This is a genomic window from Cupriavidus sp. 05T313 (genome assembly GCF_056396665.1).
In genome coordinates this window covers 1-17,348 of record NZ_JBFTLX010000214.1, presented here as the reverse complement: position 1 = coordinate 17,348, position 17,348 = coordinate 1, and the positions used below count along the sequence as shown (strand labels likewise).

The window sequence follows — 17,348 nt, the reverse complement described above, 5'->3', positions numbered from 1 at the left end:
GGATCAGCTTGCGCGGCAGCGTCGCGTATTCGGCCAGCACCGCCCCAACCAGCCGGGCGATTTCCTGCGCGAGCAGGTTCAGGCGCGAGCGCCCTTCCTCCTTACGCGCGGCGAACTCGGCCTCGTTGCGCGGCAGCGGCGCCTGCAGGCAGGCCCGCTCCAGCGCCAGCATCACGATCTGGTCGCGCAGCATTTCCTGCGTGCCCAGCGTCATGTACTGCATCGCCATCTGCTGCAGGCCGGGGATGTTCTTCTCCAGGAACTTCACCTGCTCGCGCAATTGCAGCGCGAACAGGCGGCGCAGCCCGGCGTGGTGGATGCGCACCGCCTCCTGCGGATCGTCGAACACCGCCACTTCGCAATAGGTGGTGTGGTCAACCAGCGCCGGGTAGCCATAMAGCGTCTGGTTGCCCTTGCGGATCTCCAGCAGCTCAGGCAGTTCGCCGAACGACCAGCTGGTCAGGTTTTCGTACTGCCCGGCCTCGGCCGCCGGCACATCGCGCGCCGCGATGTTCTGGAACGACTGCTGCGCCTGCCCGCCGAACTCGGCGCGCAGCTGCGCCAGGTTACGGCCCATGTCCAGCTGCCTGCCGTGCTCGTCCACCACCTTGAAATTCATCGCGTGGTGAGCGGGCAGGGTTTCCAGCTTGAAGTCCGCGCGCTTGACCATGGTGCCGGTCTGCTCGCGGATGTCGGCGATCAGCACGTCGAGCAGTTCGCCTTCGCCAAAGGGATTGCGATCGACAAAGCCCGCCGCGTAATCCGGCAGCGGCACGCAATGGCGCCGCAGCTTCTGCGGCAGCGACTTGAGCAGCAGGTGGACCTTCTCCTTGACCATGCCCGGCACCAGCCAGTCGGCCCGCTCCGGGCGCACCTGGTTGAGCGCATACAGCGGCACGGTCAGCGTCACGCCGTCGCGATGGCTGCCAGGTTCGAAATGATAGGTCAGCGACATATCGACGCCGGCCACCGGCATGACCTTGGGGAACAGGTCCGTGGTGATGCCGGCAGCCTCGTGGCGCATCAGCTCTTCGCGGTTCAGGTAAAGCAGCTTGCGGTCGCGCGCGCTTTCGCTCTGGTACCACTGCTCGAACGTGGCCTGCTGATGGATCTCCGCGGGGATCAGACGGTCGTAGAACGCAAAAATCAGTTCATCGTCCACCAGCACGTCCTGGCGGCGCGACTTGTGTTCCAGATTCTCGATCTCGCGTGTCAGCCGCTGGTTATGCGCGAAAAACGGCAGCTTGGTGTCGAACTCGCCCTCCACCAGCCCGCGGCGGATAAACAGCTCGCGTGCTTCCTGCGGGTTCATCGGGCCGTAGTGCACGCGCCGGTGCTGGTAGACCACCAGCCCGTACAGCGTGGCGCGCTCCATCGCCATCACCTGGCCGGATTTTTTCTCCCAGTGCGGATCGCTCCAGCTCACGCGGAGCAAATGGCGGCCCACCTGTTCCAGCCATTCCGGCTCGATCCTGGCCAGCGTGCGAGCGAACAGCCGGCTGGTCTCGATCAGCTCGGCGCCAATGACCCAGCGGCCTACCTTGCGCGCGATCAGCGAGCCGGGCCACAGATGGAACTTGATGCCGCGCGCGCCCAGGTACTCGCGCCCGCGGCCGTCGGCGTCTTCCAGCTTGCAGCCCACATTGCCCAGCAAGCCGGTGAGCAGCGCCTTGTGCACTTGTTCATAGGTGGGCTCGCTTTCGTTGAGGCGCCAGCCCTGCTCCGTCACGGTGGTCAGCAACTGCGAATGCACGTCGCGCCATTCGCGCAGGCGCACATGCGACAGGAAATTGGCGCGGCACTGGTCCTGCAACTGGCGGTTGGTCTTCTTGTGCGCCACCGCCTCCTCGAACCATTTCCACAGCTTGACCCAGCCCAGAAACTCGGACTTCTCGTCCATGAACTTGCGGTGCGCCTGGTCGGCCGCTTCCTGCGCCTCCTGCGGGCGGTCGCGCGGGTCCTGCACCGACAGCGCGCTGGCGATGATCAGCACCTCGCGCAGGCAATGGTGCTCGCGCGCGGCCAGGGTCATGCGGGCCACCCGCGGGTCGAGCGGCAGGCGCGCCAGCTGGCGCCCGGTCTGGGTCAAAGCGTTGGCGTCGTCACCCACGCTTTCCACGGCACCCAGTTCCTGAAGCAACTGGTAGCCGTCGGCAATGGCGCGGCCCAGCGGCGGCTCGATAAAGGGGAAGGTCTCGATCGCGGTCAGCTTCAGCGCCTTCATGCGCAGGATGACCGCGGCCAGCGAGGAGCGCAGGATTTCCGGATCGGTAAAGCGTGCGCGGCCGATGAAATCGGCCTCCTCGTACAGCCGGATGCACACGCCGTCGGCCACCCGGCCGCAACGCCCGGCCCGCTGGTTGGCCGCAGCCTGCGAAATCGCCTCGATCTGCAACTGCTCGACCTTGTTGCGGTAGGAATAGCGTTTGACTCGCGCCATCCCGGTATCGACCACATAACGGATGCCTGGCACCGTCAGCGAGGTTTCGGCCACATTGGTCGCCAGTACGATGCGGCGGGCATTGGAGGGCCGGAACACGCGTTCCTGCTCCTGCACCGACAGCCGCGCGAACAGCGGCAGGATCTCGGTATGCGGCGGATGGTGCTTGCGCAGCGCTTCCGCCGCCTCGCGGATCTCGCGCTCGCCGGGCAGGAATACCAGCACGTCGCCCGGCCCGAGACGGCATAGCTCGTCCACGGCCTCGACGATGCCGTCGAAGAGGTCGCGATCCTTCGTTTGCGCCGATCTGGGCGCAGCCTCGCCCGGCGCGGGCTTGTCCTTCTCGATCGGCCGGTAGCGGATCTCAACCGGATACAGGCGCCCGCTGACCTCGATCACCGGCGCGGGCTTGCCACCTTGTGCGAAATGCTCGGCAAAGCGGTTGGCGTCGATGGTCGCGGACGTGATGATCAGCTTCAGGTCAGGCCGCTTCGGCAGGATCTCCTTCAGGTAGCCGATCAGGAAATCGATATTGAGGCTGCGTTCATGCGCCTCGTCGATGATGATGGTGTCGTAGGCCCGCAGCAGCGGATCGGTCTGCGTCTCGGCCAGCAGGATACCGTCGGTCATCAGCTTGACCGAGGCACCGGGCGACATGGTGTCGTTGAAGCGCACCTGGTAGCCCACATGCTCGCCCAGCGGCGTGCCGATCTCCTGCGCGATCCGCTTGGCCGTGGAGGTGGCCGCGATCCGGCGCGGCTGGGTATGGCCGATCAGGCCACCGCCGCCATCCGCGCCCGGGCCGCGCCCGATCGACAGGCAGATCTTGGGCAACTGGGTAGTCTTGCCGGAGCCGGTCTCGCCGGAAACGATCACCACCTGGTTGGCCAGCAGCGCTTGCGCGATTTCCTCGCGGCGGGCCGATACCGGCAGCGCCTCGGGGAAGCTGATGGGCGGCAACGGATTGGCCTGGCGAACCGGACGGCGCGCTTCACCCGGCGCACGTTCCTGGCGCTCTGCCCTGTCCTGACGCTCCGGACGCTCCTGGCTTCCGGGCGGCGCGGCGCGGCGCGGGCCGGCCTCGCGGCCTTCCCGTGGCGGGCGTGGCGGCGTGGCCGTGCCATTCGTGGGACGCGGACGGGCGGGCCTGTCCTGGCGCGGCTGTCCTGGCGGGCGTTCGGCGGGTGCGCCGGCTTGGGCCGGGGAGCCGCCTGCCGGCTGGGGTGGATGGCGCCCCTCCTGCCGTCCGGACGGGCGCTGCTCGCGGCGCCCTTCCTGGCGCTCGCCGGCTACCGGCGCAGCGGCGACGGCAGGCGCGCGGGCCTGCCTGGCGGCGGGCTGATTAGCGGGCTGGGCGGGAGACGGGGCGACCTTGGGCGCCGGCTGGCCGGCATCGGTTTTCCGATCCGGCGACAAAGGTTTGGCGGGGCGTTGTGCTGACATTGGCCGGGATTATAATCCGCGGCATGAATGCAAGAACCGACACGCTAGCCGACGCGCCCGCGCCGTCCGAAAAGGACGAGCCCCTGCCCGTCACGGACCCTTCCGCGCCACCCGCGCCTGCTGTCTGCGCCGACCCGGTCGAGCGCGGCGGCCCCGACCACCAGCAGTTCGTCGACTGGCTACGAGCGGTCGCGCCCTATATCCACGCCTTCCGCGGCAAGACCTTCGTGATCGCCTTCGGCGGCGAACTGGTCAAGGCCAACATCCTCAATGCGCTGGTCAACGACGTGGCGCTGTTGCACGCCATGGGCATGCAGATCGTGCTGGTACACGGTTCGCGCCCGCAGGTGGAAGAACAGCTCGCGCTGCGCCACGTCGAGTCGCAATTCACCGACGGCGTGCGCATCACCGACAACGCCGCGCTCGAATGCGCCAAGGAAGCCGCCGGCGAACTGCGCCTGGACATCGAGGCCGCCTTCAGCCAGGGCCTGCCCAATACGCCCATGGCGGGCGCCCAGCTGTCGGTGATCTCGGGCAATTTCGTTACCGCGCGCCCGCTGGGCATTGTCGACGGCGTGGACTACCAGCATACCGGCCTGGTGCGCAAGATCGACGGGGAGTCGGTGCGCATGTCGCTGTCGCACGGCAAGATCGTGCTGCTTTCGCCACTTGGCTTCTCGCCGACCGGCCAGGCCTTCAACTTGTCGATGGAAGACGTGGCCAGCGCCACCGCCATCGCGCTGAAGGCTGACAAGCTGGTCTTTATCACCGAGGTGCCCGGCGTGCAGGACGCGGTCGGCAAGCTGATGCCGGAAATGTCGCTGCGCACCGCCATCGAGCGGCTGCAGAACAACCACCTGCCGCCCGACGTCGCTTATTACCTCGAACACCTGGTCAAGGCGCTCAAGGGCGGAGTGCCGCGCGCCCACCTGATCCCCTTCCACCTGGACGGCTCGGTGCTGCTGGAACTGTTCCTGCACGACGGCGTCGGCACCATGATCTCCGACACCGACCTGGAAAGCCTGCGCGAAGCCACGCTGGACGACGTCGGCGGCATCCTGCAGCTGATCGCGCCGCTGGAGCAGGACGGCACGCTGGTGCCGCGCGGGCGTCACCTGATCGAGCGCGACATCGCCAACTTCTCGGTCATCGAGCACGACGGCGTGCTGTTCGGCTGCGCGGCGGTCTACCCTTACCCGCGCGAGGGCATGGCCGAGATGGCCTGCCTGACGGTGTCCTCCGAAGCGCAGGGCACCGGCGACGGCGAACGCCTGCTCAAACGCATCGAGCGCCGCGCGCGCAGTCTCGGCCTGGACCGCCTGTTCGTGCTCACCACGCGCACGGAACACTGGTTCCTCAAACGCGGCTTTGTCCACGCCAACGTGGACGACCTGCCGGAAGACAAGCGCAAGCTGTACAACTGGCAGCGCAAGTCCATGGTGCTGATGAAGAAACTGTGATGGCGGTGGGGGTAGCCTGAAGGCTGGCCTCCGCTTCGTTACAATAGCGGCACCGCAACGGCCGGCTCCCTCGCCGCGCCGGCTACATCACACGATAACAAGGAGTTCCCATGGCCCGCATGGTTCAATGCGTCAAGCTCAACAAGGAAGCCGAAGGGCTCGACCTGCCGCCGCTGCCGGGCGAACTCGGCAAGAAGATCTGGCAAAGCGTGTCCAAGGAAGCCTGGGCCGGCTGGCTCAAGCACCAGACCATGTTGATCAACGAGAACCGCCTCAATATGGCCGATGCCCGGGCACGCCAGTACCTGCTCAAGCAGACGGAGAAGTACTTCTTCGGCGAAGGCGCCGACCAGGCACAGGGCTACGTCCCGCCGCCGCAAGCGTGATTTCCCCTGCCCGCGGCCTTGCGCCTCCGGGTGGGAAGAAAAAAGGGTGCCATTCGCGGCACCCTTTTTTCATGCGCTGGCGGCCCGTCGGCGGGGCCGGTCAATGGTCAATAATCGCTGCGCGCCACGCCATCGGGCGTGCCAAGCAGCAACACGTCGGCGCCGCGCAAGGCAAAGAGTCCCACTGTGACCACGCCGGGCACATGATCGATGGCCGCTTCCAGCGCCTTCGGATCGGTGATCTTCAGGCCTGCGACGTCCAGGATCACATTGCCGTTGTCGGTCTTGTAGATGCCGCCCTCCTTGGTCATCCGCAGGCGGGGCTGGCCGCCAAACGTGGCAAGCTTGCGCGCCACCGCGGCACGTGCCATCGGAATCACTTCCACCGGCAGCGGGAATGCGCCCATCACATTCACCAGCTTGCTGCCATCGGCGATGCAGACAAAACGCTGCGCCACCGAGGCCACGATCTTTTCGCGCGTCAGCGCGCCGCCGCCGCCCTTGATCATGGCGCCGCTCGCGTCGATCTCGTCGGCGCCGTCCACATATACCGGGATCTCGTCGACCTCGTTCAGGTCCAGCACCTTGAAGCCGTGCTGTTGCAAGCGGCGAGTGGAAGCCTCGGAGCTGGAAACCGCGCCAGCGAACCGTTCCTTGAACGCCGCTACCGCATCGATAAAAAGGTTGGCGGTGGAGCCCGTGCCCACGCCCAGCACCGCACCCGCCGGCACTACCTCCTTGACATAGTCGGCCGCGGCTTGCGCCACCAGCGCCTTGAGTTCATCCTGTGTCATGACAACAGCCCGTCTGCTTTGGGGGAAACCGCATAGTGTACCGGATTGCCGTGGCATCGCAGGTGCTGGCGCGTACCGACGGTACAATGCCCCGAGGCATGCATCAGCGCGGCGTCCGGGACCTGCCGCTTCGGTCCCGCGCCATCACCAAACCTTTATAAGCAACTCACTGACCATGAACCAGCTCGATCAGCTCAAGCAGTTCACCACCGTGGTGGCGGACACCGGCGATTTCCAGGTGATGAAGCAGTACACGCCGCAAGACGCCACCACCAATCCCTCCCTGATTCTCAAAGCCGTCCAGAAGACCGAGTACCGCCCGCTGCTCGAAAAGGCCGTGCGCAGCCATGAAGGCACCGACGCGGTCATGGATGCCCTGCTGATCGCCTTCGGCTGCGAAATCCTGGCCATCGTGCCGGGCCGCGTCTCGACGGAAGTCGACGCCCGCCTGTCCTTCAACACCGAAGCCACCGTGGCCAAGGCGCGCCACCTGATCTCGCTGTACGAGCAGCGCGGTATCGCCCGCGAACGGGTGCTGATCAAGATCGCTTCCACCTGGGAAGGCATCCGCGCCGCCGAAGTACTGCAGCGCGAAGGCATCCGCTGCAACATGACGCTGCTGTTCTCGCTGGCGCAGGCCGTCGCCTGTGCCGAGGCCGGCGCGCAACTGATCTCGCCCTTTGTCGGCCGCATCCTGGACTGGCACAAGAAGCAGGCCGGCGACAAATGGGATGCCGCCGCCAACGCCGGCGACAACGATCCCGGCGTGCGCTCGGTGCGCCAGATCTACGACTACTACAAGAAGTTCGGCTACCCCACCGAAGTGATGGGCGCCAGTTTCCGCAGCACGGAGCAGATCCTGGCGCTGGCTGGATGCGATCTGCTGACGATCAGCCCGGACCTGCTGGAAACGCTGGCCGGCAGCGCAGGGACGGTCGAGCGCAAGCTGTCGGTCGACCAGGCGCAGGCCGGCAATATCGCCCGCATCGCGTGCGATGAAGCCGCCTTCCGCTGGCAGCTCAACGAGGATGCGATGGCGACGGAGAAGCTGGCCGAGGGAATTCGCGCGTTTGCCGCGGATGCGGTGAAGCTGGAGGCGTTGATTACGGCTTGAGGGTAGCGGCGCCACGCCGGCTGGTCGGCGCTCGGGCGGCACTGACCAGTTGATATGCAGGCCTGGATACAAGGCGAAATCCTGCATGCGGGCGGCCACCACGATCACGTCCCCCGCAGCTCTCGCTGCCGTATCGATGGGTTGCGGCATTTTGAGAATCAGGCGGCGAAGCGGTTCAGGCCGGCGCCGCCGGAGCGCCGTCCCACAGCAAGGGCAAGACTACCCCGGCCGGTCCCCGCAGCACGGTGTCAGCGGTCTGGTCCAGCGCCGACGGCTCGGGATTGACCACGATGACGTGGGCGCCATGATCCTTGGCGGCACCGGGCATGCCGGCGGCCGGATAGACCAGGCCCGAGGTGCCCACCACCAGGCAAAGGTCGCAATTCTCGGCCGCGTGCTCTGCACGATAGCGCGCCACGCGCGGGAGTTCCTCGCCAAACCACACCACGCCGGGACGCATCATGGCGCCGCAGATGGCACAACGCGGCGGCATGCCGGGCGCGGCGGTCGCCGGGTCGCAACGGCCGCAGCCGTCCAGCCATTTGTTGGCGAACAGGTTGCCATGCAACTCGATCGCATCGGGGCTGCCGGCACGCTGGTGCAGGCCGTCCACGTTCTGCGTGACGAGGGTGACAGCCTTTTGTGCCGCGAGTGCCGCGATGGCGAAATGCGCCGGGTTCGGATGCGTTGCCGCCACCAGCTCGCGCCGGTGCAGGTACCACTCCCACACCAGCGCAGGCTGGCGCCGGTAGGCATCTTCCTGCGCCAGTTCCTCGGGATTGAATCGCGACCACAGGCCGGTCATGGCATCGCGGAACGTGGGCACGCCGGACTCGGCGGAAACGCCGGCTCCGGTCAGCACCATGACATTGCCGGCCCCGGCGATCAGGCGGCGCGAGGCTTCCAGTGCCTGCGCGTCAAGGTCCGCCGCCATGCCGTCAGCGCGGCAGGCGGCGCTGGCGCACCGCTTCATAGAGGCACACGCCACTGGCTACCGAGACGTTCAGGCTTTCCACGCCACCAGCCATCGGGATGCCGACCAGTTCGTCGCAGGTTTCGCGGGTGAGGCGGCGCATGCCCTCGCCTTCGGCGCCCATAACCAGAGCCATCGGGCCCTTGAGGTCGACGTCGTAGATCGTCTTCTCCGTGCCGTCCGCGGTGCCGATCACCCAGATGCCGCGCTCCTGCAGTTCGCGCAGGGTGCGCGCCAGGTTGGTGACAGTGATGTAGGGGACGGTTTCCGCCGCGCCGCTGGCCACCTTGGCCACCGTGGTATTCAGGCCCACGCTGCGGTCCTTGGGGGCGATCACCGCATGCGCGCCGGCGCCGTCGGCCACGCGCAGGCAGGCGCCCAGGTTGTGCGGATCGGTAACGCCGTCCAGCACCAGCAGCAAGGGCGTGCCCTCGATGCCGTCCAGCAGTTCGTCGAGATTAAGGGCCAGCGCCACGTCTTCAGCGCGGGCGACCACGCCCTGGTGACGGTCGGTGCCGGCCATGCCGCGCAGGCGCTCGGCGTCCACCGGGTGCAGGCGAACGTTAAGGCTTTCGGCAAGGCGGATGAAATCCTGCATGCGGCGGTCACGCCGCGCGGATTCTACGTAGACATCGGTGACGCCGGCGGCGTCCTGGCGCAGGCGCGCGGTGACGGCGTGAAAGCCGATCAGGAGTTTTTGTTTAGCCATGGCGGGATTGTACATTCCCGCCATGGCTTGGCCAGTTGCCGGGGCCGCTTGGCGCTGCCCCGGCAACTACCCGCCATCAGCGCTTGCGCGACGCGCGGCTGCTCTTGCCGGCCGGCTTGGCACCGGCCTTGTGGGTCGAGCCCAGGTGCTGCGGCTTGGGCTTGGCGGCGCGCTTGGCCGGTTTGCCGCCGGCCTTGGCGCCCTGCCCCACATGCGGCTTGACCGGCGTCATGACGGCCTCGAACACCGATTGCTCTTCGATCACGCGATCCAGCGTTTCGTCGAACGACTCTTCCGGCTTGGAGCTGCCGCCCAGCAGGGCTGCCAGCTGGCGGCCTTTCTTGCGCGCGGGCACGGCGTGCGCGGCAGGCACCCTGGGCGCGGCCTCGGTGGTCGGGACGCGGGCGCGCAGGTTCTTGGCCGACGGCTCCTGCACCAGGCGGAAATCGATCTTGCGGGCATCGAGATCCACGCGCGAAACCTGCACGCGTACGCGGTCGGTCAGGCGGTAGCGGATGCCGGTACGCTCGCCGCGCAGTTCATTGCGCGCCTCGTCGTACTGGAAGTAATCGCTGCCCAGCTCGGTGACATGGACCAGGCCTTCCACATAGAGCTCATCGAGCTGCACGAAGATGCCGAACGAGGTAACGGAGCTGACGGTGCCCGAGTACTCGCTGCCGAGYTTGTCACGCATGAAGTAACACTTGAGCCAGGCTTCCACATCGCGCGAGGCTTCGTCGGCGCGGCGTTCATTGGCCGAGCAATGCAGGCCAAGCTCATCCCAGATGGCTTCATTGCGCTTGGCGCGCGCTGCGGTCTGCTCTGCCTTGGCCGCGGCATCCTTGGCTTGCAGGCGGCGCGCCTTGGGTGCGATCGCGGTGTTCAGCGCGGTACCCGGCGCAAATGCCGGTACGTACTTGGTATGCGCCAGCACGGCCTTGATCGCGCGGTGCACCAGCAAATCCGGGTAGCGGCGGATCGGACTGGTGAAGTGGGCGTAGGCCTCATAAGCCAGGCCGAAGTGGCCGATATTGTCGGGGCTATAGACCGCCTGCTGCATCGAGCGCAGCAGCATGGTCTGCAGCATGGGCGCATCGGGACGGCTCTTGATCTTGTCCATCACTTCGGCGTAATCGGCCGCCTGCGGCTTGTCGCCGCCAGCCAGCGAGAGGCCGGCCGAGCGCAGGAACTCGCGCAGGTTCTTCAGCTTTTCCTCGCTCGGGCCGGCGTGGATCCGGTACAGCGCGGGATGCTTGAAGCGCTCGAGGAAATCGGCTGCGCACACGTTGGCGGTCAGCATGCATTCCTCGATCAGGCGGTGGGCATCGTTGCGGGTACGTGGCAGGATCTGCTCGATCTTGCCCTGCGCATTGCACACGATATACGTCTCGGTGGTGTCGAAGTCGATCGCACCACGCTCGCGCCGCGCCTTCAGCAGGACCTGGAACAGCTCATACAGGTTCTGCAGGTGCGGCACCAGGTCGGCACGCTTGTGCGCCTCCGGCCCCTTGGTATTGGACAGCACCGACCAGACCTCGTTATAGGTCAGACGTGCCGCCGAATGCATCACGGCGGGATAGAACTGGTAGCCCTTGAGCTCACCCTTCGCGGTAATCACCGCGTCGCACACCATGCACAGACGGTCGACTTGCGGGTTAAGCGAGCACAGCCCGTTGGAGATCTTCTCCGGCAGCATCGGGATCACGCGCCGCGGGAAATACACGGAGGTGGCGCGGTCCAGCGCATCGGCGTCCAGCGGCGTGCCCGGGCGCACGTAGTGCGACACATCGGCAATCGCCACCACCAGGCGCCAGCCCTTGGCGCGGCCGATCTTGACGGGCTCGCAGTAGACCGCATCGTCGAAGTCGCGCGCGTCTTCGCCGTCGATGGTCACCAGCGGCACGTCGCGCAGGTCGATGCGGTGTTCCAGGTCGGCTTCGCGCACCTCGTCGGGCAGCGCCAGGGCTTCCTTGGCGCAGGCGTCCGAGAAGGCATGCGGCACACCGTACTTGCGCACGGCGATCTCGATTTCCATGCCGGGATCGTCAAAGTCGCCCAGCACTTCGACCACGCGGCCCACCGGCTGGACGTAGCGATCGGGGTAATCAATGATCTCCACGCTGACCACCTGGCCGACTTGCGCCTTGCCCTGGGCCTTGGGCGGGATCAGGATGTCCTGGCTGATGCGCTTGTCTTCGGGCGCCACCACCAGCACGCCGCCCTCGCTCAACAGGCGACCGATCACGTAGCGGTTGGCACGCTCGAGGATCTCGACGATCTGCCCTTCGGGCCGGCCGCGCCGGTCGTAGCCGATCACGCGCACCTGGGCGCGGTCGTTGTGCATGGCCTTCTGCAGCTCGCGCTCCGGCAGGAAGATGTCGTCATCGCCATCATCGCGGATCAGGAAGCCGAAGCCGTCGCGGTGGCCTTGCACCCGGCCGACCACGAAGTTGGGCTGGTGGGCCAGCTCGTAGCGGCCCTTGCGGTTGAGTTCGATCTGCCCGTCGCGCTCCATGGCGGCGAGGCGTTTCTGGAAGCCGTCGTGTTCCTTGCGCGTGACGGCGAGCGCCTTGGCGATATCGCCAGCCGACAGTGGCGACCCGGACGTCCTCAGGACGCCAAGGATTTCTTCCCGACTAGGGATCGGATAGTTATTCTGATTCAATTTTTTCTAGAAATAATTTGACAAACGTTTTGCGGTCGCTATAATGAGCGCTTCGGTTGTTTCGACGCCCGCCCAGGTGGCGAAATTGGTAGACGCACTAGGTTCAGGTCCTAGCGGTGGCAACACTGTGGAGGTTCGAGTCCTCTCCTGGGCACCAGATCAAACGGAAAACCCGCAGCGCTTTCGAGCCTTGCGGGTTTTTTGTTTTCCGGCGTCTGATCTTGCAACTTTGCACTCCCGATTCGATATTGACGCGACTGCGCGACTTGATAAAAACAGCCGCAACAGCGGCCGCTCCGGAGCCTGGAATCCATTCTCGCCTGTTAAGGCGGATTCACTCGCACACGGCCTGGCGCTCACACGAACTGCCAGGGCGCGGCCCGGACGGCGCCGACTGCTGCGCTGCGGGTGAGTGTATCAGTTTCAGTGGCGCAAACAACACAGTTATTGCAAGTGCGCGCTTTGCCGGGACGTCCCGGCAACCCGGTCGCCGCTTGACGAGTCATCCAATCTGTAACTATCATGGTTTCATATTGCCTCTTCCGCCATGACCACCAGTAGCCGATTCGCCGTCGCTGTCCACATCCTGACCCTGCTGGCCAGCGCGGCCGACCCCCTGCCGTCGTCGCTGATCGCGGGCAGCGTGGGCACCAATCCCGCATTGATCCGCCGCCTGGTTGGTCAACTGGTGGAAGCCGGCCTGGTAAGTACCATGATGGGCAGCAACGGCGGGGCCTCGCTAGCCCGCGCGGCCGGGTCGATCACCCTGCTGGATGTATTCCGCGCGGTGGAGTCGACAACGCTGATCGCCCCGCATCACAGCGTGCCCAACCCGGCCTGCATGGTGGGCCGGGAAATCTCCGGGGCGCTGAAGCGAGCCGCCGACCGCGCGCAGGCCGCGATGGATGGCGCACTGGCGGAAATCACGATTGCCGGCATGCTCGCCGATGTGGAGCGTGCCGCGGAGCGCCGCGTGCGCTGATTTTTTTATCCCGATATGTAACCGTAATAGTTTCATATCGATATGAAACTCGTGCCAGGCACGGGTTTGACTATGCTGGCCTCACCCTTCGGTGAAGCAGCCTGACCAAGCAACCACGCAAGGAGTTGAGCATGAAGATCGCAATCATTGGCGCTACCGGCCGCGTCGGCACCCGCCTTATCGACGAAGCGCTGCGCCGCGGCCACACCGTCACCGCCATTGCACGCCAGGCAGAGAAACTACCCACGCGGCAGGGACTTGCCACGTGCAATGCCGACGTGGCCGACACTGAGGCCCTGGCCAGTGCCCTCGCCGGCCATGACGTGGCGATCAGCACCGTGCGTTTCCTGCAAACCAGCGCCGCGCAGATTGTTGGCGCGGCCAAGGCAGCGGCCGTGCCGCGTCTGCTGGTAGTAGGCGGAGCCGGCAGCCTCTATGTGGCCCCCGGCGTGCAACTGGTCGATACGCCGCAGTTCCCCGAGGCCTACAAGGCGGAAGCACTGGCAGGCCGCGACTTCCTGAACGCCTTGCGTGCCGAGACCACACTGGACTGGACCTTTCTCTCCCCCGCCGCGCTGTTCGAGCCGGGTACCCGCACTGGTGCCTATCGGGTCGGTGAGGAAACGCTGCTATCCGATGCCAGCGGCAAGAGCTGGATCTCGATGGAGGACTACGCCATTGCCATGATCGACGAAGTGGAAAAGCCGGCGCACTCGCGCCAGCGCTACACGGTGGCCTACTAAGCGAAAAAAAAGGCGGCTGATCGCCGCCCGCCGCCCTGCTTTGCCGCCGCGGCCATTTCAGCCATGCGGCTGGGGCCGTCCGCAGCTTCAGCCCTGGCTACCGCTGCCAGCAGCATGCTTGCCGCGCTTGAGCCAGGCCGCAAGATTGTGCGGGCGCAGCGTGTCATACTCCTCGAACGGCTGGTGGATCCAGGGGTTCGTCGGCAGGAAGGTAACGTGGTAATCCGGCTTGACCTTCGAGCACGCCTTGTACCACAGCACCGACGAGCGGACTTCCGTCACGGCAGGATAGCGCTCCTGCAAATGGCGGCCCACGCGCTCCAGCGTGACGCCGGAATCGACCAGGTCATCGACCAGCAGGATCTTGCCGGAGAGGTCGCCCCGGGTCATGGTGATGTACTGCGCGATGTCGAGATCGCCCTGCTGCGTGCCAGCCGCTTCGCGATAGCTGCTGGTGGCCAGAATGGCCAGAGGCACGTCGAAAATGCGTGACATCTGGTCGCCCACGCGCAGGCCGCCGCGCGCCAGGCACAGAATCTTGTCGAACTTCCAGCCCGACTCGTGGACGTTCAGCGCCAGCCGTGCGATCAGGCTGTGGTATTCGTCCCAGGAGACCCACAGGTTCTCTTCGTCATTCGATGGCAGGGTCATGATTTATTCTTGGCTCTTCGGCTTGAGGTCTGTCGACCGATAAAGTTTCGGCCCGCTTGCGCGGGCCGATTTGCTCTTGTGCATTTGCCGTCCTGTACCGGCGGCCCGTCAGCCGCGCGGCGCCCTTTCGGGCACAGACAACGTCAGGCCACGTACGGGTGGCGCAGCAGGATGGTTTCGTCGCGGTCCGGGCCGGTCGAGATCATGTCGATCGGGATACCGACTACTTCCTCGATGCGCTTGAGGTAGGTGCGGGCCTGTTCCGGCAGCGCATCCCAGGCCTTCACGCCGAAGGTGGACTCGTTCCAGCCGGGGAATTCCTCGTACACCGGTACGCAGCGCGCCACGGCATCCGAACCACGCGGCAGGATATCGATAGTCTTGCCGTCCAGTTCGTAACCCACGCACAGCTTGAGGGTTTCGAGGCCATCAAGCACGTCGAGCTTGGTCATGCACAGGCCCGACACCCCGTTGATCTGCACCGAACGCTTGAGCGCGGCGGCATCGAGCCAGCCGGTACGGCGCGGACGGCCGGTGACCGAGCCGAATTCCTTGCCGACGTTGGCCAGGCGCACGCCGATCGGATCCTGACGCTTGGGGTTGTCATTGTCGTACAGCTCGCTGGGGAACGGGCCCGAACCCACGCGGGTGCAGTAAGCCTTGGTAATGCCCAGGATGTAGTTCAGGCGGCCCGGGCCAACGCCGGCGCCAGCGGCGGCCGCACCGGCCACGCAATTGCTGGAGGTGACGAACGGATAGGTGCCGTGGTCGACGTCGAGCAGCGTGCCCTGCGCGCCTTCGAACATCAGGTTGTCGCCGGCAGCGTTGACCGCATACAGCTCGGCTGACACGTCGGCCACCATCGGCGCCAGGCGCGGCGCGAAGGCCAGCATCTCGTCCAGCGTCGTCTGGAAGTCGACTGCTTCGGCGCCCAGGTACTGGGTCAGCATGAAGTTATGCAGGTCGAGGTTCTCGCGCAGCTTCTCGGCGAACGCCTTCGGATCGAACAGGTCCTGCACGCGCAGCGCGCGGCGGGCAACCTTGTCCTCATAGGCCGGACCGATACCACGGCCGGTGGTGCCGATCTTGTCGGCGCCACGGCGCGCCTCGCGGGCTTTGTCGATGGCGACGTGATACGGCAGGATCAGCGTGGTCGCTTCGGAAATGCGCAGGCGGTTCTGCACCTGCAGGCCGGCGCTTTCCAGTTCCTCGATTTCACGAAAGAGCGCCTCGGGCGACAGCACGACACCGTTGCCGATGTAGCAAATCGTGCCGGCGCGCATGATGCCCGAAGGGATCAGGCGCAGGATGGTCTTCTTGCCGCCGATGATGAGCGTATGGCCAGCGTTGTGGCCGCCCTGGAACCGCACCACGCCCTTTGCATGATCGGTAAGCCAATCGACGATTTTCCCTTTGCCTTCGTCACYCCATTGGGTGCCGATCACGACGACATTGCGTCCCTGGCTTACTGCAGAAGCGGACATGTTGATTTTGGTCAGTGGGTTAAAAACGTATTTTACTCTCGTTGCAGGTCAACTCCCCGATTTTGGGGAGATCGGCCTGCAACGCGGGGGAATTCCGTGCCCTGGCGCTTGCGCTCAGGTCCCGGCGCTGCGCGGAATCACCGTCCATGCGCCATCCTGGCGCACCAGTTGGCGGTCGCAGTTGAACTCGTCGAGCTGGTGCGTGTGGCCCGGCAGGGACTGGATCACGATCTCGCCGGCCTCGCGCAGCGCCGTGATCGCCGTGCGCAGGGCGGGATCCGCATCCCACGGCGCAAAGATGGCAAAAGCACGCACTTCCAGCGGCGACAGCGAGGCAACCTCGCGCAAATCGAGCGAAAAACCGGTCGCCGGCCGCGCGCGACCGAAGGCTTCACCCACCTTGTCATAGCGGCCCCCGCGCGCCACGTAATTGGGCAGGCCGGCCACATAGGCCGTAAACATCACACCGCTGTGGTAGTGATATCCGCGCAAGTCGGAAAGATCGATATTGACACTCGCGCCGCGGACTTCCGCGGCCAGGGCTGCCAGTTCGTCCAGCGCGCGGCCGATTGCCGGGCTTGCCGGCAACGTGGCACGGGCGCGCTCGATCACCTCCACGCCACCGTACAGCGTCGGCAAGGCCAGCAGCGCGTCGCGCTCGGCCTGCGRCATGCCTTCGGTCAGTTCGCGCAGCGCCGATACGTCCTTGGTTTCCAGCGCTGCGAACAGCGCGTCCTCGATCTTCCGGCTCGACGGCAGGCCGTCCAGCAGCGCTTCCAGGATGCCCGCGTGGCACAGGTCCAGGCGGATTTCCGTCAGTCCCGCCACCTGCAGCGCAGCCAGCATCAGGGCCTGGATCTCTACGTCGGCTTCCAGGCCGGCATGGCCGTAGATTTCCGCACCGACCTGGATCGGCTCGCGGGTTGCACGAAAACCTGCCGGGCGGGCGTGCAGCACATTGCCGGCGTAGCAAAGCCGGGTCACGCCGGAGCGGTTCAGCAAGTGGGCATCGATGCGGGCCACCTGGGGCGTGATGTCGGCGCGCAGCCCCATGGTGCGGCCGGAGAGCTGGTCGACCAGCTTGAGAGTGCGCAGGTCCAGGTCGTGCCCGGTCCCGGTGAGCAGCGATTCCAGGTATTCCAGCATCGGCGGCATGACCAGTTCGTAGCCGTAGGTGCGGAACAGGTCCAGCATGCGGCGGCGCAGTTCCTCGATCTTGCGGGCCTCCGACGGCAGCACGTCGGCGATGTTTTCAGGCAGGAGCCAGTGATTGGACATGGTAAATCTCTTCACTTCACACAGTTGCCGGGCGGCCTGGGCCACCCGTTGAATTACGTTCCCGTCTCGCCTCGGGACACGGGCCAAGCCGGGCACCAGTCACCTGGCGCGGCGGATGAGGCGGCGACGACGCCCGTCGAAGGCATCGGCAGCCACCCCTCCAGCCGGACAAAACCCCGGCAAGCCGGGGTTTTGTCGTATTGCCTGGCGGCCGTGGCCGCCCAGC

General features: G+C 65.9%; 13 protein-coding genes and 1 tRNA gene. 6 read left to right on the top strand and 8 right to left on the bottom strand.

Translation table 11 applies throughout. The annotated features are described in order from the left end of the window. Positions 1 to 3,883: ATP-dependent RNA helicase HrpA (hrpA, locus tag AC1DKD_RS31920; protein ID WP_477144143.1), on the bottom strand; the 3,883-nt coding region annotated here is incomplete at its 3' end. A 23-nt stretch (positions 3,884 to 3,906) separates the two neighbouring features. Between hrpA and argA the strand changes: the two genes are divergently transcribed. Continuing rightward, on the top strand, positions 3,907 to 5,343 hold the full coding sequence (argA, locus tag AC1DKD_RS31915; RefSeq protein WP_045239419.1) for an amino-acid N-acetyltransferase: 1,437 nt from the start codon (positions 3,907 to 3,909) through the stop codon (positions 5,341 to 5,343). A gap of 110 nt (positions 5,344 to 5,453) precedes the next feature. Continuing rightward, on the top strand, positions 5,454 to 5,729 hold the full coding sequence (locus AC1DKD_RS31910; RefSeq protein WP_035874906.1) for an oxidative damage protection protein: 276 nt from the start codon (positions 5,454 to 5,456) through the stop codon (positions 5,727 to 5,729). Positions 5,730 to 5,836: 107 nt separating this feature from the next. Here AC1DKD_RS31910 and rpiA read toward each other — a convergent pair whose 3' ends face one another. After that, complete coding sequence (rpiA, locus tag AC1DKD_RS31905) at positions 5,837 to 6,523, bottom strand: ribose-5-phosphate isomerase RpiA (RefSeq protein ID WP_035874903.1); 687 nt, start codon at positions 6,521 to 6,523, stop codon at positions 5,837 to 5,839. Between the two features lie 175 nt (positions 6,524 to 6,698). Here rpiA and tal point away from each other — a divergent pair, with 175 nt between their 5' ends. Then, positions 6,699 to 7,637 carry a transaldolase gene (tal, locus tag AC1DKD_RS31900; RefSeq protein WP_441637509.1) on the top strand — a complete coding sequence of 313 codons (939 nt, stop codon included), beginning with the start codon at positions 6,699 to 6,701 and terminating at the stop codon, positions 7,635 to 7,637. A 175-nt stretch (positions 7,638 to 7,812) separates the two neighbouring features. Here the strand turns inward: tal and AC1DKD_RS31895 are convergent, their stop codons facing one another. From AC1DKD_RS31895 to rnr, 3 genes are all read right to left on the bottom strand, one after another. After that, positions 7,813 to 8,571, bottom strand: a complete 759-nt coding sequence (locus AC1DKD_RS31895; RefSeq protein ID WP_477102934.1) for an SIR2 family NAD-dependent protein deacylase — start codon at positions 8,569 to 8,571, stop codon at positions 7,813 to 7,815. A gap of 4 nt (positions 8,572 to 8,575) precedes the next feature. Continuing rightward, on the bottom strand, positions 8,576 to 9,319 hold the full coding sequence (gene rlmB, locus AC1DKD_RS31890) for a 23S rRNA (guanosine(2251)-2'-O)-methyltransferase RlmB (RefSeq protein WP_035874924.1): 744 nt from the start codon (positions 9,317 to 9,319) through the stop codon (positions 8,576 to 8,578). A 76-nt stretch (positions 9,320 to 9,395) separates the two neighbouring features. After that, the gene (gene rnr / locus AC1DKD_RS31885) at positions 9,396 to 11,984 is read right to left on the bottom strand and encodes a ribonuclease R (protein WP_441632062.1); all 2,589 of its coding nucleotides are present in this window, start codon (positions 11,982 to 11,984) and stop codon (positions 9,396 to 9,398) included. A 70-nt stretch (positions 11,985 to 12,054) separates the two neighbouring features. Here rnr and AC1DKD_RS31880 point away from each other — a divergent pair. From AC1DKD_RS31880 to AC1DKD_RS31870, 3 genes are all read left to right on the top strand, one after another. After that, a tRNA-Leu gene (locus tag AC1DKD_RS31880) sits at positions 12,055 to 12,141 on the top strand. Positions 12,142 to 12,531: 390 nt separating this feature from the next. Beyond that, a complete protein-coding gene (locus tag AC1DKD_RS31875; RefSeq protein ID WP_045239423.1) occupies positions 12,532 to 12,966 on the top strand; it encodes an Rrf2 family transcriptional regulator in 435 nt (144 codons plus the stop codon). 131 nt (positions 12,967 to 13,097) lie between these two features. After that, complete coding sequence (locus AC1DKD_RS31870) at positions 13,098 to 13,709, top strand: NAD(P)-dependent oxidoreductase (RefSeq protein WP_441632060.1); 612 nt, start codon at positions 13,098 to 13,100, stop codon at positions 13,707 to 13,709. 87 nt (positions 13,710 to 13,796) lie between these two features. On the opposite strand, the gene AC1DKD_RS31865 is transcribed toward AC1DKD_RS31870, so the two are convergent. From AC1DKD_RS31865 to AC1DKD_RS31855, 3 genes are all read right to left on the bottom strand, one after another. Next, entirely contained in the window at positions 13,797 to 14,360 is a 564-nt protein-coding gene (locus AC1DKD_RS31865; RefSeq protein WP_441632058.1) for a phosphoribosyltransferase, read from the bottom strand. A gap of 143 nt (positions 14,361 to 14,503) precedes the next feature. Beyond that, positions 14,504 to 15,844, bottom strand: coding sequence for an adenylosuccinate synthase (locus AC1DKD_RS31860; protein ID WP_477144142.1), 1,341 nt, complete (start codon positions 15,842 to 15,844; stop codon positions 14,504 to 14,506). A 114-nt stretch (positions 15,845 to 15,958) separates the two neighbouring features. After that, positions 15,959 to 17,122, bottom strand: a complete 1,164-nt coding sequence (locus AC1DKD_RS31855) for an ATP phosphoribosyltransferase regulatory subunit (RefSeq protein ID WP_477144141.1) — start codon at positions 17,120 to 17,122, stop codon at positions 15,959 to 15,961. Positions 17,123 to 17,348: the final 226 nt, after the last annotated feature.